19 protein-coding genes and 6 pseudogenes are annotated in these 22,453 nt (G+C 69.5%); 11 read left to right on the top strand and 14 right to left on the bottom strand.

The features are described 5' to 3' along the window. Nucleotides 1-209: pseudogene (locus ACZ573_RS07855) on the top strand (hypothetical protein); the annotation flags it as partial. Here ACZ573_RS07855 and ACZ573_RS07850 read toward each other — a convergent pair. Both ACZ573_RS07850 and ACZ573_RS07845 read right to left on the bottom strand, forming a co-directional pair. Beyond that, a complete protein-coding gene (locus ACZ573_RS07850) occupies nucleotides 193-681 on the bottom strand; it encodes a GNAT family N-acetyltransferase (protein WP_471300512.1) in 489 nt (162 codons plus the stop codon). The pseudogene ACZ573_RS07855 and the gene ACZ573_RS07850 sit on opposite strands and share 17 nt — an antisense overlap. A gap of 263 nt (nucleotides 682-944) precedes the next feature. Further along, nucleotides 945-1,358, bottom strand: coding sequence for an SgcJ/EcaC family oxidoreductase (locus tag ACZ573_RS07845; RefSeq protein ID WP_471300664.1), 414 nt, complete (start codon nucleotides 1,356-1,358; stop codon nucleotides 945-947). Nucleotides 1,359-1,412: 54 nt separating this feature from the next. On the opposite strand from ACZ573_RS07845, the gene ACZ573_RS07840 reads away from it, so the two are divergent. Both ACZ573_RS07840 and ACZ573_RS07835 read left to right on the top strand, forming a co-directional pair. Then, nucleotides 1,413-1,676 (top strand): hypothetical protein, encoded by a 264-nt coding sequence (locus tag ACZ573_RS07840; protein WP_471300510.1) that lies wholly within the window; start codon nucleotides 1,413-1,415, stop codon nucleotides 1,674-1,676. A 119-nt stretch (nucleotides 1,677-1,795) separates the two neighbouring features. After that, nucleotides 1,796-2,370, top strand: a pseudogene (locus ACZ573_RS07835) (NADPH-dependent FMN reductase). Nucleotides 2,371-3,060: 690 nt separating this feature from the next. Here ACZ573_RS07835 and ACZ573_RS07830 read toward each other — a convergent pair. Further along, entirely contained in the window at nucleotides 3,061-3,672 is a 612-nt protein-coding gene (locus tag ACZ573_RS07830) for a TetR/AcrR family transcriptional regulator (protein ID WP_471300507.1), read from the bottom strand. A gap of 166 nt (nucleotides 3,673-3,838) precedes the next feature. Between ACZ573_RS07830 and ACZ573_RS07825 the strand changes: the two genes are divergently transcribed. Further along, a complete protein-coding gene (locus ACZ573_RS07825) occupies nucleotides 3,839-4,681 on the top strand; it encodes an alpha/beta fold hydrolase (protein WP_471300504.1) in 843 nt (280 codons plus the stop codon). A 385-nt stretch (nucleotides 4,682-5,066) separates the two neighbouring features. After that, nucleotides 5,067-5,708 (top strand): hypothetical protein, encoded by a 642-nt coding sequence (locus tag ACZ573_RS07820; protein WP_471300501.1) that lies wholly within the window; start codon nucleotides 5,067-5,069, stop codon nucleotides 5,706-5,708. Between the two features lie 117 nt (nucleotides 5,709-5,825). Here ACZ573_RS07820 and ACZ573_RS07815 read toward each other — a convergent pair. Together ACZ573_RS07815 and ACZ573_RS07810 are read right to left on the bottom strand one after the other, a co-directional pair. After that, nucleotides 5,826-5,996, bottom strand: a pseudogene (locus ACZ573_RS07815) (hypothetical protein); the annotation flags it as partial. Between the two features lie 387 nt (nucleotides 5,997-6,383). Beyond that, the gene (locus ACZ573_RS07810) at nucleotides 6,384-7,334 is read right to left on the bottom strand and encodes a GlxA family transcriptional regulator (protein WP_471300498.1); all 951 of its coding nucleotides are present in this window, start codon (nucleotides 7,332-7,334) and stop codon (nucleotides 6,384-6,386) included. 71 nt (nucleotides 7,335-7,405) lie between these two features. Between ACZ573_RS07810 and ACZ573_RS07805 the strand changes: the two genes are divergently transcribed. Beyond that, complete coding sequence (locus tag ACZ573_RS07805; RefSeq protein ID WP_471300494.1) at nucleotides 7,406-8,056, top strand: HD domain-containing protein; 651 nt, start codon at nucleotides 7,406-7,408, stop codon at nucleotides 8,054-8,056. 9 nt (nucleotides 8,057-8,065) lie between these two features. After that, nucleotides 8,066-8,419: an alpha/beta hydrolase gene (locus ACZ573_RS07800; RefSeq protein WP_471300491.1), complete on the top strand. Its 354-nt coding sequence runs from the start codon at nucleotides 8,066-8,068 to the stop codon at nucleotides 8,417-8,419. A gap of 599 nt (nucleotides 8,420-9,018) precedes the next feature. On the opposite strand, the gene ACZ573_RS07795 is transcribed toward ACZ573_RS07800, so the two are convergent. Together ACZ573_RS07795 and ACZ573_RS07790 are read right to left on the bottom strand one after the other, a co-directional pair. Next, nucleotides 9,019-9,441: an STAS domain-containing protein gene (locus tag ACZ573_RS07795; protein ID WP_471300489.1), complete on the bottom strand. Its 423-nt coding sequence runs from the start codon at nucleotides 9,439-9,441 to the stop codon at nucleotides 9,019-9,021. Beyond that, entirely contained in the window at nucleotides 9,414-9,872 is a 459-nt protein-coding gene (locus tag ACZ573_RS07790) for a DUF1206 domain-containing protein (RefSeq protein ID WP_471300486.1), read from the bottom strand. The genes ACZ573_RS07795 and ACZ573_RS07790 overlap by 28 nt, the downstream gene beginning before the upstream one ends. 297 nt (nucleotides 9,873-10,169) lie before the next feature. On the opposite strand from ACZ573_RS07790, the gene ACZ573_RS07785 reads away from it, so the two are divergent. After that, nucleotides 10,170-10,676, top strand: a complete 507-nt coding sequence (locus tag ACZ573_RS07785) for a DinB family protein (RefSeq protein WP_471300483.1) — start codon at nucleotides 10,170-10,172, stop codon at nucleotides 10,674-10,676. Nucleotides 10,677-10,685: 9 nt separating this feature from the next. On the opposite strand, the pseudogene ACZ573_RS07780 reads toward ACZ573_RS07785, so the two are convergent. The 3 genes and pseudogenes from ACZ573_RS07780 to ACZ573_RS07770 all read right to left on the bottom strand — a co-directional run. Further along, nucleotides 10,686-10,832, bottom strand: a pseudogene (locus ACZ573_RS07780) (IS5/IS1182 family transposase); the annotation flags it as partial. 82 nt (nucleotides 10,833-10,914) lie between these two features. Next, on the bottom strand, nucleotides 10,915-11,106 hold the full coding sequence (locus ACZ573_RS07775; protein ID WP_471300480.1) for a hypothetical protein: 192 nt from the start codon (nucleotides 11,104-11,106) through the stop codon (nucleotides 10,915-10,917). Between the two features lie 239 nt (nucleotides 11,107-11,345). Continuing rightward, nucleotides 11,346-11,951, bottom strand: coding sequence for a LysR substrate-binding domain-containing protein (locus tag ACZ573_RS07770; protein WP_471300478.1), 606 nt, complete (start codon nucleotides 11,949-11,951; stop codon nucleotides 11,346-11,348). Between the two features lie 129 nt (nucleotides 11,952-12,080). Between ACZ573_RS07770 and ACZ573_RS07765 the strand changes: the two genes are divergently transcribed. Both ACZ573_RS07765 and ACZ573_RS07760 read left to right on the top strand, forming a co-directional pair. Beyond that, complete coding sequence (locus ACZ573_RS07765) at nucleotides 12,081-12,329, top strand: NAD(P)-binding protein (protein WP_471300475.1); 249 nt, start codon at nucleotides 12,081-12,083, stop codon at nucleotides 12,327-12,329. A gap of 41 nt (nucleotides 12,330-12,370) precedes the next feature. Next, complete coding sequence (locus ACZ573_RS07760) at nucleotides 12,371-12,754, top strand: hypothetical protein (RefSeq protein WP_471300473.1); 384 nt, start codon at nucleotides 12,371-12,373, stop codon at nucleotides 12,752-12,754. Nucleotides 12,755-12,760: 6 nt separating this feature from the next. Here the strand turns inward: ACZ573_RS07760 and ACZ573_RS07755 are convergent, their stop codons facing one another. The 3 genes and pseudogenes from ACZ573_RS07755 to ACZ573_RS07745 all read right to left on the bottom strand — a co-directional run. Next, nucleotides 12,761-13,654, bottom strand: a complete 894-nt coding sequence (locus tag ACZ573_RS07755) for a hypothetical protein (protein ID WP_471300470.1) — start codon at nucleotides 13,652-13,654, stop codon at nucleotides 12,761-12,763. Between the two features lie 100 nt (nucleotides 13,655-13,754). Next, nucleotides 13,755-15,350 (bottom strand): annotated as a pseudogene (locus tag ACZ573_RS07750) (UvrD-helicase domain-containing protein). A 1,302-nt stretch (nucleotides 15,351-16,652) separates the two neighbouring features. Continuing rightward, nucleotides 16,653-17,342, bottom strand: a pseudogene (locus ACZ573_RS07745) (alpha/beta fold hydrolase); the annotation flags it as partial. A gap of 1,103 nt (nucleotides 17,343-18,445) precedes the next feature. Here ACZ573_RS07745 and ACZ573_RS07740 point away from each other — a divergent pair. Further along, nucleotides 18,446-20,779, top strand: coding sequence for an Orn/Lys/Arg family decarboxylase (locus ACZ573_RS07740; protein ID WP_471300467.1), 2,334 nt, complete (start codon nucleotides 18,446-18,448; stop codon nucleotides 20,777-20,779). 526 nt (nucleotides 20,780-21,305) lie between these two features. On the opposite strand, the gene ACZ573_RS07735 is transcribed toward ACZ573_RS07740, so the two are convergent. Continuing rightward, nucleotides 21,306-22,151 (bottom strand): helix-turn-helix domain-containing protein, encoded by an 846-nt coding sequence (locus ACZ573_RS07735; RefSeq protein WP_471300465.1) that lies wholly within the window; start codon nucleotides 22,149-22,151, stop codon nucleotides 21,306-21,308. Between the last annotated feature and the right edge of the window lie 302 nt (nucleotides 22,152-22,453).

Below are 22,453 nucleotides of genomic sequence, written 5' to 3'. Positions count from 1 at the left end.
GTCCGGCCAAACCGATGACCGCAGCAAACAGGCCCAGGTCGCAGACGTGGGCCTGCTTCATCGGCCTCAAGGACTACAGGGCCCAGGACGCGGTCGAGTGCGGCATCGATCGGCCCAAACGCAACCGGCCCGTGGCTGCCCGGTTCGACCAACCCGGGGTCCGCTTCGAAGCCACCGTCGCCATCGCCGCGGTCAACGAGTGGCTGTGACGTCCGGGTGCTCGATGCTTCGGTCAACTATGGCGAACCGCAATTCCGGGCGTTCCCAGGTCACCTTCGGCGGTGAGGGAGGAACCTTCCCCACCACCTCGGCGCCCAGGCGCCGGTAGAACTGCTCGGCCGGAGGGTGCGATACGACACGCACGTGCGCCAGGCCCGCTCTCCCGGCCTGGTCGATCATGTGCTCCACGAGGAGACGGCCGACCCCCGTTCCCTGTGCCTCATCCGATACGAACGCCAGGTCCAGTTCGGCCGGTTCCAGGACCAGGGCGTAGAAGCCCAGGAGCCGGCCGGTCGTCTCGACCGCCGCGAAGACCTGGTGCCGGTCGATGTAGTCAGCCGTGACACGGTAGCCGGAGATCACCGTGGCGTACTGCCCCTGATAGGCGCTGGACCTCTGCACCAGCGCGGTGAGGCCCTCGGCATCCTGATCAGTGGCACGCCTGATCATCATGGACTGCATAGGCCGAAGTATAGGGGTGCTCAGGGCCTAAGACCATTACTCATCAAGCTGCGACAGCCTTTCAACTCCCCTAGTGCTGTGGCCGGGAAGGTTTGCCGGGTCGCGGCGTCCGGTGCATGGGGTATCCCCAGGCCCGCAGGGCCTGGGGGAAGCATCGCAAGGCGCAGGGCCGCGGCTCGTACTGGACGTACTTGCGCGCTCCGACAACGCGGCGAGGTGCCGTGCCGGGCGTCGTGACCCGGTGAACCTTCCCGGTCACAGCACTAGTCGGCGACGACCCCCGTGTTCTGGCAGGCGGTCAGCAGCCAGCGGCCGTCGGCCTGCTTCGAGATCACGTACAGCGGGGCGCCCTCGCTCTCCTCGCCCGGGGCCAGGTAACGCTGACGGACCTTGACCGCCGCGACGTCGGGGCGGATGAAGAGCACGTGGTCCACCTCGTAGGTGACCTTGCCGTCCCAGTTCGCCGCGGGGAGGACCTTGCGGGTGAACTCCGCGATCGCGTCGAGTCCGATGAGGACCTTGCCGTGGGCCGTCGTCCAGATCGCCTCCGGATGGAAGAGGCCGAGGAACTCCTCGGGGTCCTTGTTCTGCTGGGAGTGCTCGACGGTGGCGACGAGTCGGCCGATCGCTTCGATGTCTGCCGCGCGGGATGTGGATTCCGTGGTCATGTGGATCATCGTCACACCTCAAGCCTGGTCGAGGTCAAGCGTCTTTTTCAGGGCGCCATGAGGATGACCGGACACCTGGCACCGTTCCGGCAAGCCGCCCCGGCCGTGATCCAGGGCACCGTCACCGGGCCGTTCGAGACACCCGCCGGCACCATCCGGCCCACCGGCGCCCGGCTCAGCATCCCGACGGCCGAATTCTGGTACGTCGAGGACGGCAGGATCAAGGAGTTCAACTGCTACGTCGGCCTCAGCGTCATGCTCGCCCAGCTCGGCGTGCAGCCCGACTTCTCCTCCGCCGTCACGGCGCCGCCCGCCGCGCGGAGGTGACCCGAACCTCTCTCTGAAACCCGGCAACATGCTGCTGGGCAGCGCGCCCGCCCGATCACCGACCTTCCGGGCAGCGCGTGGCCCCCAGGCGCAAGGCACCACGAAGAGGCAGGCAAACCATGACCACCATCGGCGTCATCCTCGGCAGCACCCGACCCCACCGCGTCGGCGACCAGGTGGCCCACTGGGTCCTCGACCACGCCTCGCGCCGGACCGACGCCACGTTCGAGCTGCTCGACCTGCGCGACCACCCCCTCCCCCACCTCGACGAGCCGATGCCGCCCTCGCTCGGCCAGTACCAGAACGACACACCCGGCGCTGGGCCGAGACGATCGCCGCGTACGACGGCTTCGTCATCGTCACCCCCGAGTACAACCACGGCATCCCCGGCGTACTGAAGAACGCCCTCGACTACCTCTACGCCGAGTGGAACAACAAGGCCCTCGGCCTGGTCTCCTACGGCGCCGCGGGCGGCGTACGGTCCGCCGAGCACCTGCGCCTGGTCGCCGCCGAGCTCCAGATGGCCGACGTACGCCAGCAGGTCACGCTCTCCCTGATCACCGAGTTCGAGAACTTCAGCGTCTTCAAGCCCGGCGACCACAACCTGCGCACCCTCGACACCATGCTCGACCAGGTCATCGCCTGGACCTCGGCTCTCGCCCCGCTACGGACGGCCCCAGCCGTCGCGAACTGACCCACTCGGCCGCGCGGACCGGTGGCCCCCCGCCACACCGACCGACCAGCCCCACGAACGGACTCACCGTGACCAGATCCGCCGCCGATCTGATGCGAGTCAACCTTCTCGAGGTGTTCAACGAACCCGACCCGGAGCGCCGGGCCGCGGTCATCGCCGAGAACTACGCCGAAGACGTGGTGTGGCACGAACCGGACCGCATCAACCATGGGCGCACGGACCTCACGCGCCGCGCCACGGAGTTGCGTGCCGAGAACCCGGACTGGGTCTTGCGACCCGCAGGCACCACGTCGGGGCTCGACGACATCGGCCACCTCGGATTCCATTACGGCCCGGCCGACGGTCGACCGCCGATGGTCAGCGGCATGGACATCGTCCGCGCCGGCGGGGCGTCATCGTCGAGCTCTACACGATCGTCACGGAGATCCGCCGGCCGTCCTAGGCCTCTGTCGCTGAAGGCGGGAAGGTGGCACTGCGCGTCGTCCGCCACGCCGTGGCCCAGTCCGCCCCTCCACAGGAGCCGGTCTTCCACCGAGCGGCGGCGCTCCCCCTGGGGAAACGCGCACGTCGCACGCGCGAGCGCGACAGCGCCCAGGCCCGACGAGGCGTCGGCGGCCTGGGCTTCGTCGGCACAAGCCGCGACGCGGCCGCCCGGTACGGCCGCAAGCGTCCGCCTGGGTCACGGAACGTTCACCCTCCGGGCGCAGCGCTCAAAGCAATGTCCAGGAGCGTCTTGGCGGCTCGCCGGGCATCCGTGAACACCTGCGCGTCGTTGCAGGAGGCTGCCAGCGCATTGGCGCCTTCGAAGATCACGGCGAGCTGCCTGCCGAAGGCCTCCGGGTCGGCTGCTCCGGCCTCTGCGGCTGTGGCCACGAGGCGATCGCGGAAGGCTTGCTTGTGGCGTTGCGCGAGGCGGGCGACCTCCGGGAGTTCTCCAGCGCCCTCGATGACGGCGTTGTGGAAGGGGCACCCGCGAATGAGCGCTGGCGGGTCCCCCTCAAGGGGGTTGAAGATCGCCAGCAGCCGTTGGGCGGGAGGGAGGTCGTCGCGCTCCAGCTCTGCTTCGGCGGCGATCGGCGTCTCGGATTCGAACCGGCGGAGATACTCCTCCACCAGCGCGTTCTTGGTCGGGAAGTGAACATAGAAGGTGCGGGACGAAACGTGCGCGGCCTCGATGAGCGCCGCCACGCCGGTGGCGTGGATGCCGCGCGTGTAGAAGAGCTCCTCCGCCGCCCGCAGGATGCGCTCACGCGCACCGCGCCCGCCGCGGATCGCCCCGCTGATGGATGTCGTTGCCCCCATACCCATAAGTATAGCGATCGCTTTACAACCAATACCGGGCGGCGTAGCGTCGACAGCAGGTAAAGCGATCGCTATACATTGATGGGGTTCAGTGGCCTACTACCGGCTCCTGCCCGTCCCAGCGTCGATCACGACCCATACAGGACGGGCCTGAAGGGAGACTCCTATGGCACGGTCCTACGCGCAGGCGCCCATCACGACGGTGTCTGCCGCCAACGGCATCGAGTACGCGTACCGCGAGGTCGGCGAGGGCGGTGTGCCGCTGGTCCTGCTCATGCATTTCCGGGGCAACCTCGACAACTGGGATCCCGCCCTGGTCGACACCCTGGCCCAGAGCCGGCGCGTCATCGCTTTCGACAACGCCGGCGTCGGCCGGTCCAGCGGCCGGACACCCGGCACCATCACGCAGATGGCGTTGGACGCCATCGCCTTCACCGACGCCCTGGACCTGGCCCAGGTCGACATCCTCGGCTTCTCCCTGGGCTCCTTCGTGGCCCAGGAGATCGCGCTGATCCGGCCCGCGCTCGCGCGGCGCGTCGTGCTCGCCTCGGCAGCACCGCAGGGTGCACCCGGTATGCACGGGTGGGCGAAATGGGTCATCGACGCGGTGGGCCGGCCGCAGATCGACCCCCCATCGGTGCTCGACGTCTTCTACACCCGATCGCCGGAGAGCCGGTCGGCCGGCGAGAAGGCCATGGGGCGGATGTTCACCCGGGCAGAGCTGGACGCGCCCGCGACGTGGCAGACGCGCCAGGCGCAGTACGACGCGGTCTGCGCCTGGGGCATCCCCGGCTTCTCGCTCCTGGAACGGGTGACCGCGATCCAGGCACCGGTGTTCGTCGCCAACGGCGACAGCGACCCCATGATCCTCCCCCGCTATTCCCACCTGCTGGCCGGGCTCATCCCCGGCGCGGAGATCAAGATCTACCCGGACTCGGCACACGGCTTCCTCTTCCAGTACCACGAACAGTTCGCCACTGACGTCGTCCAATTCCTCGACCGCCAGTGAACAGCCCTGACGCCCACACCGATTGCGCGACCGCACGCGCTCAGCGAAGGGAAAGAGCATGTCCACCATCACCGGCATAGGCGATGACGTGTTCGTGGCGGACCCTCTGCCGATGAACCGGCGAGCCAACGGCGAGGAGCTGCCAGACGACAGCTGCATGGCCTGCGCAGGTTGCCTGACCGTCCTCCCCCTGCTCCTCTTCATCATCTGGGTGATCATCAAGTCCAGCCAGGTGGCGCCCCGTTGGAAAATCAGCCGCCGTGGCCATCCTGGCCTCACGTCCGGCGCACCCAGACACCGAAGCCCGTTACCGCGCGGGGCTTTCGCGCGTCACAGAACGGTCACAGCCACCACACAGGCACCCAGCCCCGGCGAACATGGCGCGATGCGCACACACCACACGATCACCCTGCTCACCACCGCCGCTGCCACCGCCCTCGCCCTCACCGCCTGCAACCCCCAGACCTCCGGCAACGGGAAGCCCGCAGCGCCGAGCGCACCGGCCCCAGGTGCCTCGTCCGCGCCCTCCAGCGCCGCGCCCGCCACAAAGACCGCCACGCTCCCGAACTTCGCCGGCAAGGGCCTCCAGACCGCCCAGGACGAGGCGCAGGCCGCCGGGTTCTACGCCCTCAAGTCCCACGACGCCCTCGGCCGCGACAGGCTCCAGGCCCTCGACCGGAACTGGAAGGTCTGCTCCCAGACCCCCGCCGCCGGCGCGAGCATCGACACCAGCACGAGCGTCGACTTCGGCGCAGTCAAGCTGGAGGAGACCTGTCCGGCCACCGACGCCCCCGCCCCCAAGCCCGCCGGCGACACCATGCCGAACTTCGCCGGCCAGGGCATGAAGGCTGTACGGGGATCCCTGCCGTCCAACGCGAGCATCACGGTGAAGGACGCGGTGCAGAGCCGCATGGTGCTCCAGGAGTCGAACTGGAAGGTGTGCAGCCAGGACCCGAAGCCCGGGACCGCGCTCAGCGGCCAGCCGGTCTCCTTCACCGTCGCCAAGACCGAAGAGACCTGCCCCTGACCCACCGGCGACCAGTCCGCGCCCCACACTCAAGCACCCTCACCCTCACCCGCCCGCGCCCCCGCCCCCGGGCTCGGGCTCGGGCTCGGGCTCCTGACTTCTGTCCGCGGACAAAAGTCAGGCCCGGCTACCCGCCGGTGAGCAGCCTCCAGGCGGGGACCCGATGGACGGGATGCCGCGAACCAAGGGCTGCAGACCCTGGCTGTCGTGGGTGTTCGCAGCCGAGATCCCGATAGGGAGGGGCAGACCGGTCCGCTCCATGATCAAGTGGATCTTGATCCATTCTTGCCGCGATCTACGGGATTCGGACCGTCAGGTCCCCCTTTGAGGGCCCGCATGTTCACTGAGTCGATCGCGCACCGCGACCGGTCCAGGCTCCACTCGGTGAAGCGGCGGTGCCCGGTCGGCCCGAAAGGGCCGAAGCCCGGTGGAAGTTGCTCGCCACGTGCAACCTGTCGTAGCCACGAACCGGAGACGTCGCGGTGCTGGGCGATGGTCAGCTTCCTCTAGGAACGCTGTCGCTCAGCCTGGAGGCGATCAACGCTGCCGGGGCGGGGCAGCCAGGCGTGAACCGGTGCCCTTGTCCGCGAGACCGGGGTGGCCTGGCGGTCCAGCCCTGAACGCCGACCGCCTGTAGCGGTAGTGGCCGAGGAGGAGACTGCGCCTGGGCGTCCGTCAGTCGGCGAACGTCTCTCGGTAGACGCTGGGCGGTATTCCGACGTGTGACTTGAACAGCGTGCGGAAGTTGGCTGGGGTCCCCAGGCCGCAGTGGCGTGCGATGGCCTCGACGGTGAGGTCGCCGGATTCGAGGAGTTCGCGTGCGCGGGCCAGCCGGGCATCGAGCAGCCACCGCATGGGTGGCAGGCCTGTGTCGGTATGGAAGCGGCGGATCAGGGTGCGGCGGGACATGCCGGCCTGGCGCGCCAACTGGTCGACGGTGAGCGGCTGGTGCAGGTTGCGCAGGGCCCAGTCGTACAGCGCTGCACCGTCGGAGGGCTCCGGTCGCACCGGCAGGTCCATGAACGGACTCTGGCCACCGGTACGGTGCGGGGCGGCCACCAGCAGGCGGGCCTGCTGGTTCGCCAGGCGGGGGCCGTGGTCGCGGCGGATGAGGTGGAGGCACAGGTCCAGTCCGGAGGACACGCCGCCCGAGGTGAGCACCTGGCCCTCGTCGACGTACAGGTCCTCGGGCACGACCGTCACCCTGGGGTACCGCCTGGCCAGCGCCTGCGCGTACAGCCAGTGCGTGGTGGCCCGGCGGCCGTCGAGCAGACCGGCGGCGGCGAGGGCGAACGCGCCGGTGCAGATGGACACCATGCGGGTGCCACGGGCTGCCGCCCCCGCCAGTGCGGCGGTCACCTCGCCGCCGGGCACGTCCGGCTCCAGGTAGCCCGGGACGATCACGGTGTCAGCGGATGCCAGGGCGTCAAGACCGTGCGCGACGGACAGTGCGGGGCCGCCGTGCATCGGGACGGGGCCGGGCCGCTCCGCGCAGACCGTCAGCGTGTACGGGCTGTCCCGCCAGCTCCCGAAGATCTGCGTCGGGATCCCGATGTCCAGCGCGAGGACGTTGTCGAGGGCCACCACGACCACGTGGTGTGCTCCGCCTGATGCCCGACCAGTCATGGCACGATTCTATCGCCTCATGGCATGGGTGCCACTGACGGTTGGGTCCGATACGCGCCTACGGTCGTCCCATGGACACTGAACTCCGCCTCCTGCCGGCGCTCCCGGACACACCCGTCGCCCGTGCCGCCGTCGAGCTCGTCCGGTCGAGCGAGAGCGAGCCGGTCGCGAACCACAGCATCCGCAGCTTCGTGTTCGCCGCGCTGCTGGCCGAACACGAAGGGCTGAGGCCCGGCGTCGACTTCGATGCCGATCTCCTCTTCCACGCCTGTGTCCTGCACGACCTCGGGGCCTCGCCGTCGGCCCCGGGCAAGGCGCGCTTCGAGGTCGAGGGCGCCGACATGGCCGCCCGGTTCCTCACCGAGCACGGCTACGGCGCCGACAAGACCGACCCGGTGTGGGAGGCGATCGCCCTGCACACCTCGGACGGCATCGCGGAGCGCCGTGGCGTGCTGGCCTACCTCACCCATCGGGGCATCGGCGTCGACATCGGCTTCGGCACCGAGTTCGTCACCGACGCCCAGGGGGAGGCGCTCCACGGCCGCCATCCCCGGCTGGACATGGCCAGCGTCCTGGTAGACGACGTCGTGCGGCAGGCCGCCCGCTCCCCGCAGGCCGGCGCCCGCTACACCGTCCCCGGCGAATTCCTGCGCGAACGCGGCGAACCCGGCGGCGTGACCGCCCTCGAGCTCGCGGCACGGGCCTCCCGCTGGGGCTCCTGACACACGTCGATGGAGACCGAGACGTACCGGCCCTCGCGGATCATCCTGCTAGGCGAGGACGCCGAGCCGGACCTGCGGCGCCGGACGTCGCTGGACAGGCTCGTGACCGCCCAGTCGCCACCGTTCTTCCTGTGGCACACCGCCGAGGACGTCTACGTGCCCGCGGAGCACACCTACCGCCTCGCGGCAGCCTTGTCCGCGCACGGCGTCCCGCACACCGTCCATGTCTTCGCGCACGGCCCCCACGGTCTCGGGCTTGCCCCAGGGGCCGGCGAGGCGGCGCTCTGGACCCGGTTCGCAGCCTCCTGGATCGCCGAACAGATCGACACTCCCGCCACAGGCACCACGGACCCGCACCGCTGAAGCCGGCTCGTCTCCTTCGACTCCGGTCACTTCCCCTGGGAACGGGCCGGCAAGGTCGACCGAATCACACCGCAGCGCAGCCGGCCCGCGGCGGCCCGAACCTCAGCCCCGGCGTCGCGGCACGCCGATGACCGACGGCGGCTACCACAGAGCCCGGGCACCTCTCAGCCGGCCGTCGCAGCCGGACCCTGCCCGATCCGGGGAACGTCCTCCGTCCCCACGTCCGTCCAGGCGCAGCCGCTTGCACCGGACCGAGTGCCGGAAGACACCGCCCCGGTCCACGGCCCGGTCGGCGCTGATCTCCGCCACCGACTCCGGGCGGACAAGGACGGGGTCCAGGACGTCGCGGCGGCAGACGGGTACCCGGCATCTCTGCGGCCTCACCTGCCCGGCCTCTCGCGCGGCACGATCTGGAGGCGGCCGTGGAAACAGCAACCCGCTCGGAGGCAGGACCGTCTCGCCCGTCCAACCTCCCCAGCCGGCCGCGGGGTCGTTCCGAGCGACCCGCCGCGCCCTGTTCACCGTCCTCGCCCCGCAGGACGCACCACACTGGTTCGACCGCTCAGCCGGGCTCGCCACAGTCCCCTCGGCTGTGGCGGTCAACACCTGCGCGTCGCGACGTCGACAGCATGCGCGGCTCCATGCCACAGGGCCGGCGTCAGGCGGGACCCCAACTCCCAGAAGACCGGCGGGAAGACGACATTGCGTGGCGGGGTGCATGGGAGCAAGTGGTCGCTGGAGGTGAGGGTGAGAAGCCGTGTGGGCTGCCGCTGGAATCCACTGATGACCAACGGTGCTCGACGTCGTTGGAAGTCACGCTGGAGGTCGAGCAGCAGGTTCAGTGCGATGACGTCCATGAAGGGCACGCCGATGAGGTCCAGGCGTAAGGGGGTGCCATGGGCTGCCGCGGCGGCGGTGGCCTGGTGCAGGGTCGGGCAGGTGTCCATGTCCAGTTCGCCGGCCACCGTGATGAATGTGCCTTCTGGACCCTGGTTCATGGTGACGCGGATGTTGTTGTCCATGGTTCGCCCCGTTCAGGGGTCGAGCCCATCACGGTCGCCCGCCGATGCGGGAGAGAGAGCCGCTGAGCACGTGGCGTAGGGCCACGCGCAGCCGAGCGAGACCACCCGTACCAGGCCTTGGCCATTGCATGGCCGTAGGGGCGGCGCGGGGTCTCCCACCAGACCAGGCTGGTTGTCTCCCTCACAGTCCCAGAAGCCATGGCCGCAGTCCAGACGACGCCCGGCCGCCACAGCGCCATCGCCGGCTGCCCCACCACCAGCGCCCACAGCAGCACCCGGCCGAACGGCTGCTCACCGATGGTCCGGACCGCACCCGACCGGTCGGCCTCCTTGCCACTTTCGCCGCCGAAACCCATCTGCACGGCCAGCAGCCCCACCAGCACGTAGCTCACACCCCGTGCGCAGAGCCCGACCCTGGACAGGATCTCCATGGCGCGGCTGTCGGACACACGCCTCCCCTGGGACCTGGCTCGGGAGACACTGCCATTCCTGCTGGCCATACGGGGTACCTCCGGGGCTCTGCCGTGAGGCTGGCAGGGCCTGGGGGTCGACGCCTCGGAGACCTGTCGGGCCGCGTCCGGGCGCAGCGGTACGGTCCGGCCGACCGCGCGCAGCCGGCCGCCGGTGCCATGGCGGCCGAGGACGAGGACGAGGAGGCTGGTGGGGCAGGTTGGGCCCGCCGTTAAATGCCTCGACACCGGGCGCGATGATCGGGGACGCTTCGCGCGATGACAAGAATCGACGACACGCCACCCGCGTGGGACGAGCGCACCCAGCTCACCACGTTTCTCGACTACACACGTAACACCGCCCGCGCCAAGTGCGATGGCGTCTCGGCAGAGAATGCCCGCAAGGCGCTCCTGCCGGGCTCACCGCTGATGACCATGAGCGGAGTGATCAACCACCTCCGCTGGGTCGAGTACCACTGGTTCCAAGTGGTCTTCCTCGGCGAGGAAGACCGGGGTCCCTGGACCGATGAGGACCCCGACCGCGAGATGCGTATCGCCGTCGACTTCCCACTCACGCAGTTGCTCGACGAATACGCCGAACAAAGCGCCCGCTACCGCGCACTGGTCGCCGGGAATGGCCTGGACAAGCAGGCCCAGCGAGCCATCCGCGACGGCCTCTATGTCGACCTGCGCTGGATCCTCCTCCATCTCACCGAGGAGACAGCCCGCCACAACGGCCACCTGGACATCCTGCGCGAGATGCTCGACGGCACGACCGGCAACTAGATCCGGCGGGTGAATCTTGCAGGTCAGACCGCCCCGGGAGCGTCCGAGTCCCTCGCCAGGGCGGTGCTGCCCGGGCGTGCGTCTTTCCCCGACACTCGTGGCGGTTTTCCTACGGGCCCCGACGGGGTGCTGATGACCCCGGCAAGAGGTCGAATCTCCCGGCGGCCGTCCAGCCCCGCTGTTCTCGCGAGAGGGCCGGCGAAGACCGGATCCGAAGCCCTGAGCGGGTGCCCCTCGGTCAGCAGGGACCGTAGGACGAGATCTTGTTGTCGATCCACGAGGGCATCGCGGCCCACCACTCGCCGGGGCCGATACGGAACTCGAGACCGCCGTAGTTCTTGTGCTCGTAGAAGCACATCGAGAGGTTCGTGCTGTTGCCGATGGAGGAGGTGGAGTCCTTCCCCGACCCCGTCAGCTCGGCGACCTGCACAGGAGCGCCGCTGGGGTAGAGCCCATCCGGCGGGCTCTGAAGGCTGGAGTCAAGGGTGGGGACACGTTCACCCGGAAGAGAGTTCGGCGATACGGCGGCAGGGGGTCCGCCGACGGTTGGACCCGGGCGAGGGGGACCGAGCCAGATTCCAGGCTGCGCGGGGGTGGTTCTGCGGGGGCCCGGCGTCCTCCCCGGAATCGAAGCGATGGCGGTGCGCTGAACCGCCGCGTCGGCTCGCGCTACTCGGACAGCTCCGTCCACAGGCCCTGGAAAGCTCGCAGTGGCGCAGGCGGCCGGGCACCTGCGCGCCATACGAACACCTTCCGCCATCGGATGGCGGGCTCCAGCGGCACGACGACGAACCGCGGGTCGGCTGCGAGGACCGGACTCGCGTGGGAGGTAAGAGCGGTGCCGATCCCCTCGGCGACCAGCGCGAGTTGGAGCGCTACGTCGTTCGTCGCATAGGCGATGTCCAGCCGCAATTCCTTCGCGGCGAAGGCCTCGCGGATGTACGCGTGCACTCCGCTGTCGGGGCCGTAGCTGATGACCGGGCCCCGGACCACCTCGTCGAGCGTCATCGGAAGGTTCGCGAGGTTCGCGGGGCGGCCTCCGGGGGGGGGGGGGAGGACCGCAACGATCCGATCCTCCAGGAGCACCCGCGAGGCGACGCCGGCCGGCTCGCCTTCCGGCGGTCCCGCAACCACGGCAGCGTCGATCTCCCCGTCGCGGACCTTCCCGAGCAGGGCCGGGCTCGACGCCCCGGTGAGACTCACCGCCACCCGCGGATACCGCCGGTGGTACTCCCCCAGCAGTCGGGGAACGACGGTGCCTTCCAGACCGCCCACCGTCCCCAGCGCGAGCGAACCGCTGAGCAGACCGGAGCGGTCGGCGAACTCCAGGACGGCCGATGCGGCCGCCGCCAGACAGGCGCGGGCGTGAGTCCTTGTCCCGAGGGTGATACGAGACTGTCGGCCATGCCCGTGGCCCCGGCGAAGGGCGAGGACAGACCGATGAAAGTGACCGTCGTCGGCGGCGGCATCGCCGGGCTGACCTGTGCCCTGAGCCTGCACGCCGCAGGCTTCGAGCCACGGGTGTACGAAGCGGCGCGAAAGGTCGAGGCGATCGGTGTCGGGATCAATCTGCTGCCGCACGCCGTCCGGGAACTCTCCGAACTCGGCCTGGCCGGCGGGCTGGCCTCCGTCGCGCTGCCCCGCACCGGCTGAGCTACCGCGACCGGGCGGGCGAGGTGGTCTGGGAGGAGCCGTTGGGACGCGCGGCCGGATACCACTGGCCGCAGTACTCCGTGCACCGTGGCCGTCTGCAGATGCTGCTGCTGGCGGCGGTGCGTGAGCGGCTGGGGCCGGACTCGGTCCGTACCGGCCTGCTCTTCAAGAGGTTCGAGCAGACCTCGCTCGGCGTCCGCGCCCACTTCCTGGACCGGTCGAGCCCTTTGCCCGTGGTCGATGAGGCCGACGTGCTGGTCGGCACCGACGGCATCGACTCCGTGGTCCGCGCCCGGCTCTTCCCGCACGAGGGCACCCCGAAGGGGAACAGCGTCCACATGTGGCGCGGGGTCGCGCACCACCCGCACGTGCTCGACGGCTCCTTCCGGCCGTGGCATGTTGATCACGCTGCCGGCCAGGCATGATCGCGCTCAGAGCTGCGTGGCTGCGGAAGCGGTCTTCTTGCCCGTGGGGTTCGATGCAGTGGCGCTCACCAGGTCCGAGCGCCACATGACAATTTGAGAGGTGCCGAACCCGTACCAGCCAGCACCTCGGGCCACGGAAAGTCGTGAGTCGGACTCCGTCCACCAGCTCAGCCGTGCCTCGTCCTTAGGGCTGATGCCGTAGGGCGCGGTGGTGATCGCAGCAGGCTTCCCGGCCCGGGTCCAGGCAATGAGATGATCCAGCCAGTCGTGGTCCAGGCCGTTGCCGCCGTACTGTGTGCACGCCCATGGCATGCATCGGCTGCTACGGCCGCGCTGGAGCCAGCGGGGGCAGCAGCCGGACTGGCTCTGCTTGAGACCCAGGGACTCGGCCCAGGAAGTGATCTGCTCTTGGGCGGCATCCCGGTCCGCGACGGCGGCCTCGTGCTGGCTGAGGGCCTCCTCGGTCTTCGCCTTCGGTGGGGCTGGCCGATGGAGTCCGTAGGGCCAGCACACCCGTCCGCCCTGCCGACCGAAGACGTCTGCAGCACGGAGAGCCAGAGGTCGGTCGGCCCGGGGCGCGGGTAGGAGGACGACTTTCGGCTTGACGGGCGGCTGGCTCAGGGAGTCGTAGCGCTCGCCCGGCACGCGCTCCTCGGGCCACGGCGCCTTGGCCACGTCGCTGTTGTAGTGCCGGATCGCCGCGTCGATTCGCCGGGCGTGCATCCGCTTGACCGCCTCGTGCGTGACACCTTCCAGGCCTGCGTCGGCCCGGATCTGATCGATGCGGGCCAGCCTGGCGTTCTTCCGCGGGGCGGTGCAGGGGTCGCCGGGCTGGGCTCGGCAGCGAGGGCACGCGTGGGCAATGGCGTACTCAGAGATGGGGGGAAACCAGTCGGCCACACCGCGACCCTAAAGGTGCGGGGTGGGAGCAAAGCCCCAAGGACGCGCGGGGATTCACCCTGACGGGCCTCGGAAGTCTGGCGAGCGGAGACGGGGAGACTCAGGTCGGCGGTCCGAGGCGGTCCCACGGCGAGGAGGCGGGGCCGGCGCGGTGCGGGCCGTTCTGCGTGCGGCCGGGATCTGTCGTGCTGGGCATGCCGGGCCTGCCGTCGGGGTGGTCGTTGATCCAGGAGAGACCTCCGAGGTCAAGGTGCTGGCGGGCACGTGTGACGGCAACGTAGGCCAGGCGCGAATCCTCAAGACTGAGCACGCCGGGGACCGGTGTGCCTTCCGCGTCACATTCTCGGGAGGGAGGGGGGTCGAAGTCGTTCGCGATGCGGACTGCGGGCCACTCCCGGCCTTTAGCCCTGTGTGCAGTGGACAGGGTGACTTCCGCGTCCTCTTCCGCGTGAAGTCAGTCCATCGCGTCGAGGACCTTAGTGACGCCGTGCTTGTCGATGATGTCGACGAGGGGCAGCAGATCGTGCCCTGCCGGGTCTTCTTCGGCGTATTCCTGCAGTTCCGCCCAGGTCTGGAACAAGACGAGTTCGGGGTGAGTGGCACGGCGTCCGGCCTTGAGTTCGCCAGCTGCGCGAGCCAAGTCCCTGAGCCCCCTCTCGCCGCCCACCAGGGCGACGCGCTTGCCTTCGTCCAGTAGCCGGAAGATCTCGGCGATCGCACCGCTGTTGGTGCGGCAGAGCACGGCGTCCGCTTCCTGGAGCGGTCCAATGCGGGTATCGATGGTGGGGGTTCCGCGCAGGCGCAGGGGCGACTCAACGATCTGTAGCCACCGGTTGGCTTCCTCGGCAAGCGCGGGACCGAAGCGGAATGACTGCGACAGAGTGAGCTGGAGGCCGTCGAAGCCGGTCATCACGTCGCGGGCGCCGCGCCATCCGTAGATGGCCTGGGCGGAATCGCCCACCATGATCAGTTGGGCATGCGACCGCTGCGCGTTGAAGATCTCTTCCATCACCGGGTTCGTGTCCTGCGCCTCGTCGAGGAGGAGGTAGTCGGCGGGGATGCGCGGCCTGGTCAGGGCCCAGATCTTCAGGGCGTGGTTGGGGTCGAACCGCACCCGCTGACCATCGGGGTCCTGCACATCCGCCCAGGCCCTGCGGGCATATGGCAGCACGATGCGGGCGAGTTCGGGCCGGTATTCGTCGGGCAGGCCACGCAACCGGGGAACGTGCCACGGCGAGGGCTCTGTGTCGGCTGAGTGGCAGAACCGGCCGAGGGTCTCCAGTGTCACGTAGGAGAGTGTCTTGTTGGTGATCCTGCGTTCGCCGAGGCGCACCAGCATGGTGGTGGCGATGCCCAGGCGAAGGCCGGCCTTCCAGCTTGGTTCGCGTGGCTTGCCGAGACGTGCACGGTAGAGACCGCCTACCTCGCGCATCGCCAGTGAGTGCCCGGTGAGGCACCTGACGTGTGGGGGGAACTTGCGTGCTGCGTCGTCGACCACTGGCCTGTTGAAGGCCAGGAACATACCGCGCCCGCGGTCGCTCCTGGCCAGCATCGCCAGTGTGGTGGTCTTGCCCGTACCGGCTCCTGCTTGCAGAGCGAAGTGCGCGCCGGCCTGTTTGGTTTCGATCGCCCACTGCTGTTCGTCCGTCGGAGGGGGGCCAACGGGACGCCGAGGAGGTGTGCGCGGATGCTGCACCGGTGCCTTGAGGGGATCTGCGCGGGGGGCTTGGGGCGGGACGGCAGGGGTGGCTGCTCGCACGGCGCGGCGAGATTCGTGGTCGATGTACTGCTCGGCCAAGGCGATGCCGCGCTCCAAGAGCGCGTCGGAGGCGCCCGCTCTGCTGGTAACGCCCAGTTTCCGGTTCAGCCGCCGGTTGACCTCCGGGTAGCCGATCCCGGTCATGCGCGCAATGGCGGTGACCAAGTTGTTCAGCACCTTGTTGAGGCTGGGGGGAGCACTGGGACGTGTCTGCGCCGTCTTGCCCGCCCCGGCCGTCGCGGTGAAGAGGGCCATCTGGTCCGCCTGGTCATCGTGGGGCGGCGGCTCACCTACTGGCTTCGGCTTCTTACTCACGAGCACCTCGTCTGGACCTGCCTGGCGGGCATCGCTGTCGGCCCGGGAAACAGGGTTCCTATATCACGTAGCGGACATCCAGCATTCGTGACGAAGGCGTGTCCGTCCTGACGGGCTGCGGCTGACGGCCTGGCAAAGGGGTGCAGTGGCGTTTCGCCTGTGAGCCGATCACCGCACCCCGCTGGGTGAAGCTCGACGCGGCCTTCTCTGGCAGCAGGCGTTGCCGCGGTCGCTCCAGGTGAGGTTCATTCGTCGCCCTGGCTCCACGCACTGGGCGCCATTGCCGGGCATCCGGTGGCCGATCTGGTGCTCGCCCTTGGTGCAGCCCGCCATCAGGCCGCTGGAGCTTCGCAGCTGGAACATGCAGGGGTCGAGGTGATCGCGGTGCCACTCCTTCCCCTTCGACGACGTCCACGTCGCGGGAAAGACCGGTACCCTGCCCACCCTCCGCAACAAGGTCGGCGCCATCGAATAGAACCACCGCCGGCATCGCCGTGTACGCCCTCCGCACCCGGTAACCCGCTCCGGCCCCACCCACGCCGCTGCCGGCGGATACGTCCAAGGAGCCGGCGGACTCGGCTTCGATGAGCGCGACCGCGCGGACGACGAGCTCCACCTTGCAGAGCAGTACCTCACCGGCCTCGACCTCCGCGCCACCCGCCTCACCCTGCGGATCGCCGCGCTCGTCCGCGACGCAGGCACCCTGCCCAGCCCCGACAGCGCCCACTACATGGCCGGCCTGCCTCTGCCCGCGCCGTCTTCCACGATCTGGTGTGACGACCCGGATTCCGTGCGTTCCCGCTGGCACCAGGTCGTCCGGGCCTCGAACGCGGCTCGGCACAGCCCACTAGGCCAGCAGACAGACGGCCCGGCAGACAGGAAGGCCGCGCTGCTGATACGTGGACGCGTCCCAAGGTGTCGGGGTCAGACCTGCCCACGAACAGGCTGGCCGGCAACGTGCTCAAGGAATTCTTGAAGGACTTGCCGCAGGATCTCAGGGTGTTCCAGGTGTACGTCGTGCCCCGCTTTGGGGACGCTCACGGCCACCGTCTCGGGGCGCTGTTGGAGCATGGCTTCCGTCTCGTGCGCGGGGATGATGCCGGATTGCCCCAGGATGACCAGCGTCGGGCAGGCAATGGTTGTCCAGTCGTCCCAGAAGGAACGCCGGGCATTCTCCGTCAGTGCGTCGACCATCACGTCACGGTCGAAGCGCGGCCACCAGCCGTCGGCGCGCTCTTCCAGTCCGGCCGCCCAGCCCTCGCCGACAGCACCGCCGCCGAAGAACTCGACGGCGACCCGGCGCGAGGGGAACGGCGTCGGCCACGCGCCGAGCGCTGCGCCGATCTCGGCCTGCACGTTCGGGTCGGAGCCGCCCGGTCCCGCTTCGATGAGGAGGAGCGCGCGCAGCAGGTCGGGGTGCGCGGCGGCGGTGAGCATGGCGGTGTGGCCGCCCAGCGACTGCCCCACCAGGACCGGCCGGCGCAGGTCGAGCTGTCCGATGACAGCGCCGACGTCGGCCACGTACGCAGCGCGGGAGACATCGCCCGGTCGGCGCTCGCTCGCGCCGTGGCCGCGCTGGTCGACGGCGACGACCCGGTAGCGGCGGCTCGAAGCCCGTCCGTGCGGTCATGCGCTCCCGCTCCTGGTCCTTGGCCGCCTGGTGAGCCTCACGTAGCAATTCGACCGCTTCCTGGTGCTGTCCGGCCCGCAACGCGGTCCGGCCCAGGAGGCAGGTCTGCAACAGCACCCCGTACGCATTGCCGATCTCCGTGTGGATCGCCTTCGACGCCTCGAAGTCCGGCGCCGCACCGGCCAGGTCCCCGGTCTCGGCCTTCAGTAGCCCCTGGAACTCGGCCGCCGAAGCCTTCAGCTTCCGTTCCGCAACCGACTCCCCCAGCGACGCGGAGGCGGCCGAGGCGTGCCGCAGGTGTTCGGCCGCTTCCTCGTGCTGCCCTTGCTCCCACAGCGGCCGGGCCAGCTGGCACCTCATCCGTACCATCGCCGGCAGGTACTCGGTGCGGTGGGCGGCATCGACACCCGTACGGAACGCGTCCGTGAGCTCGCAACGTGCCGTCAAAGCCGGCACCTCTCCGGGACGGGACAACCCTGAGGAGCAGGCTCGGGCCAGGGTAGGGGGCGGGAGCCTGACCCGGCACGGGGTTCTGCAGACACAGGCGGTAGACGCTGCCGCCGTGGAGGCCGGCGAGCAGGGAAGGCTCCTAGGCCGTCGAGAGCCGGCGACGAGGACCGTGTTGGTTTCGTGCGAGGTTGCGTGCTCGGTGGTCTTGCCGAAATCATCGGAGTAGAGGAACAGCTGACCCTGTGGAGTAGCCACCACCACAGCCTCCCAGCTCTGTTCCTGCGCTGCCGTGAGCCCTCTCCTCCGTCTACACCTTCAAGACGTACGACCGGCTCCCGGGCCTGCACCCTCGGGTGACACCCGGACCGCTGCCCCCGGTCGGCTGCGGCGATGCGCCGCGGAGTCGCAGAGTCGCGGAAGAGGCCCGGCGGCGCCCGACCCGGACAACGGATAACGGATAACGGACAACCAGACCTGCGCGAGCCGTCATTCGCTCGGCCTTAGGTCTGCGGAACGCGGGTTGCCCTGTCGTGCGCCCCCGCCGAACGGGTGAGGGTCGCCGGAAGTCGACCCGGTCCGTGGTGTTTGAACTCGACACTTGGCAAGTCGGGATGGATTGACGCACGTGGAGAGTGTCATGGCGAACGGTAGTGTCCTGCTGGCGTTGCGCGAGGACCCCTTGGGCCGGGGTGTCGGCGGTGACCAACTGCGAAGGATCGGCAAGGAGTTGGAGAACCGCGGACTGGAGGTGCGGTGGGCGCGGACCGTCGAGGCGGCCTGCGCCGCCCTGCGTACGGAGGCGGGCCTGTCGGCAGCGGTCGTCGCCTGGGACCTGCCGTCCGAGACCGGCGAGGACAGCGACGGCCGGGGAGCGGCCGTCTTGCGCCAGATCACCCGCCGGTTCACGGCCCTGCCCGTCTTCGTCGTCATGAGCGAGGAATCGGACCACGGCCTGGACCGCCTCCCCCTGTGGGTGGCGGAGACCGCCGTCGGATACATCTGGCCTCTGGAGGACACGCCGTCCTTCATCGCGGGCCGGGTCTTCAACGCCGCCCGGGAGTACGGCGACTCCGTCCTGCCGCCGTTCTTCAAAGCGCTGCGACGGTTCGACGACGCCCACGAGTACTCCTGGCACACCCCGGCGCACTCGGGCGGCGTGGCCTTCTTGAAGTCGCCCGTCGGCCGGGCCTTCTTCGACTACTACGGTGAGCGGCTCTTCCGCACCGACCTGTCGATCTCGGTGGGCGAGCTGGGTTCCCTCTTCGAGCACAGCGGCCCCATCGGGGAAGCCGAGCGCAACGCCGCCCGCATCTTCGGCGCCGACCGTACGTACTTCGTGCTCCACGGCGACTCCACCGGGGACCGTATGGTCGGCCACTACTGCGTCACCGCCGACGAGATCGCCCTGGTTGACCGCAACTGCCACAAGTCGGTGCTGCACGGGCTGGTGATCTCGGGCGCGCGCCCGGTCTACCTCGTCCCGACCCGCAACGGATACGGGCTGGCCGGACCGCTCCCGGCACGCGAGACGGCGCCTGCCGCGGTCGCCGCCCGGATCGCCGCCCACCCGCTGACGCCCGGCGCGGTATCGCCCCAGGCCCAGTACGCGGTGATCACGAACTCGACGTACGACGGCCTGTGCTACGACACCGTGGAGACGGCGCGCACACTGGCACCCAGTACTCCACGGCTGCACTTCGACGAGGCCTGGTTCGCCTACGCACGCTTCCATCCCCTGTACGCCGGCCGGTACGGCATGGCCGTGGGGCCGGACACCTTCGAGGGTGACGAGCGTCCTACGGTCTTCGCGACCCATTCGACGCACAAGCTGCTGGCCGCCCTGTCGCAGAGCGCCATGGTCCACGTGAAGTCCTCACCCCGAGCGCCGGTCGAGCACCACAGGTTCAACGAGACGTTCATGATGCACGGCACCACCTCGGCGCTGTACCCGGTGATCGCCTCGCTGGACGTGGCCGCGGCGATGATGGACGGACCGCAGGGTGAGTGGCTGGTGAACGAGGCGGTGACCGAGGCCGTGCGGTTCCGGCAGGCCGTCGTCCGTACCGGGCGCCGGATCGCGGAGGCCGGGGACCGGCTGCCGTGGTTCTTCGGCGTCTGGCAGCCCGACACCGTCACCGACCCGGCCGACGGGACCACCGTGGCCTTCGCAGACGCCTCCCCGACACTCCTGGCCTCCGATCCCCGCTGCTGGGAGCTCGTCCCAGAGGCCGACTGGCACGGCTTCGAGGGACTCAGCGAGGGCCAGTGCCTGCTGGACCCCGTCAAGGTGACGCTGACCTGCCCCGGCGTCAATGCGCGCGGCGAGGCGGACGCCTGGGGCATCCCCGCCCGGATCCTCACCGCGTACCTGGCCGGCCGCGGCATCGTCGTGGAGAAGACCGACACCTACACCACCCTCGTCCTGTTCTCCATGGGCATCACCAAGGGCAAGTGGGGCACCCTGATGGACGCACTCATGGACTTCAAGGCCCTCCATGACGCAGACACCCCGCTGCGCCAAGTACTGCCGGACCTCGTCGAGCGCTACCCGCAGCGCTACAGCGGCACGACCCTGCGCGGTCTTTGCCAGGACATGCACGAACACCTCACCCGGGCGGAACTGATCGACGCCCTGGACACCGCCTTCCAGCAGCTGCCGGAACCCGTCGTCCCGCCCCAGGCGTGCTACCGGCAGCTGATCCGGGGCGGCACGGAACGGCTCCCCCTCGCCCAGGCCGCCGGCAGGGTGGCCGCGGCCATGGTGACCGTGACTCCCCCGGGGATCCCCGTCCTGATGCCCGGAGAAGCGCTCGGCGCGCCGGGCGGCCCGGTCCTGCGCTATCTGTGCGCGCTGGAGGCGTTCGACCGGGCCTTCCCCGGGTTCCACAGCGAGGCCCACGGTGTCACCATCGATGCCGACACCGGGGACTACCTCATCGAATGCGTACGCCTGGGCATCCAGATGACGTGAGCCTTACGTCGCGTCGTCTTCCGGCCCGGGCAGTTCGAGTAGCGCTCTCCGCCAGCTGGCTTTGACGGTGACAGACCCGAGTTCAAGTCACTGTCAAAGCCACACGGCCGACTTCCGGACGCCCCCTGCCGGGGCAGGCGAGCATCCGATGCCCACCACCAGGTCACCGATTCGTACCGACCGCCCGGCACCAGACTCGAAGCTCCTGCTGCTGTCGCACCGACTTCTCCACGCTTCCGCGGAACTGCCCGGCCCACAGCGACCTTGTGCCGTGATGAGGGATCATCACACTTACGGGGGGGGTTCGTCTCCCGTCTTGGCCTGCGAACATCGTGTTCCGTTCGGCTGCGCACACTGGGGGGCGTGGAATGACGTCTGGCCGGCCTACCCGGCCCTCGTTGTCGGAGGGTCGCGTGCGATGCAGGTCGTCGAGCCTCCAGTCGCTGCCCAGGCCGCCTAAAGCGCCGCACCGCCTTGCTTGGGACGTGAGTCGGCGACATCCGCTGAACTGTGGCCATAGCTCTGGTCACGCGCTTTCGGCCGACCCGCGGCCCGCCGGGTGCCGGTTCGGCGAGAGCGAGGCTGCTCCGGTCGAGCGGGCGTACTCGGTGGGAGTCTGACCATATTGCTTCTTGAAGGCCCGGGTGAAGTGACTGCCGTCCGAGAACTGCCAGTGTGCGGCAAGTTCCGAAATGCTCAAGCGCCCTGACGGCGAGACGAGGGCGAGCCGGGCCTCATGCAGTCGCCGGTGGCGGATGTAGGTGGTCACCTGCTCACCCACCGCGGCGAATGCCCGGTGCAGCGTACGGACGGAGACGTTGAGTTCGCGGGCGAGCATCGCCGGAGAAAGTTCCGGGTCGGCGAGCCGACGGTCCGCGAGGTCCTTGGCTGCCTGGGTGAGCGCGGGCGCCAACCGGGGTTCCACATCGTCGAACCGGCCCTTCGCCACCGCCTTGGTCAGCTCGATCAGAGTGCCTTGGGCCGCTGCGACACCGGCCGGGCCGAGGTCGGCCACGGTGGTGTGAATCATGTCTGTAAGGGCCGTCAGCAAGCGCATCTCGGCCGAGTCCGCCGGCCCGGTGATGACCCGGGTCCCGAGCAGGGGTTTGAGCTCGCCGGGGGGCAGGACGAGGAACTTCGCCGTGAGGTGCGCCGTCGTCTCGAAGGCCGTCAGGCCCCCCAGGTGCCGGACGAGGAACTGCCCGGCCGACACGGTCTGGTCGCCGTAACCGGGCGGGCCGCCCAGAGTCCATGCGCCGCGCCGCACGACGTACATGGCAACCAGGTCCTGATCGCCGCCCGGGACGTCCGCGGTCCGGGTTGGCGACGCGGCGTGGAGATCGGCGATCGCCGCGCCGTGCACCTTGGCCACGTTGCCCTTGACCCGGAAGTCACCGACCGTGTCCGGGCTGAAAGCCGGCAGTTGGAAGACATCGTCGCCGACCTGCGTCTCCCACCCGCGCCGGAAGACGTCGAGTCCCCGCGGTGCGGCACCCGGGGCGGTCGAGTCCACTGCGAACACGCCGCGCGCGCTGTCGACCTCCGCTCCAGTAGCGTGCATCCCTTTCCGATCCTCTCGTACTTCATTGCTTCAGCGCCGTCCTGTGGTGTTCGTGTTCCGCAGGACGCTGCCATGACTCGTGTGAATACCGCGCCAATCTTCCTATGGGCGGA

This window comes from Streptomyces sp. NPDC040545 (assembly GCF_055595065.1).
The sequence above is the reverse complement of the archived record's forward strand: the minus strand, read 5'-3'. Positions and strand labels throughout refer to the sequence as shown.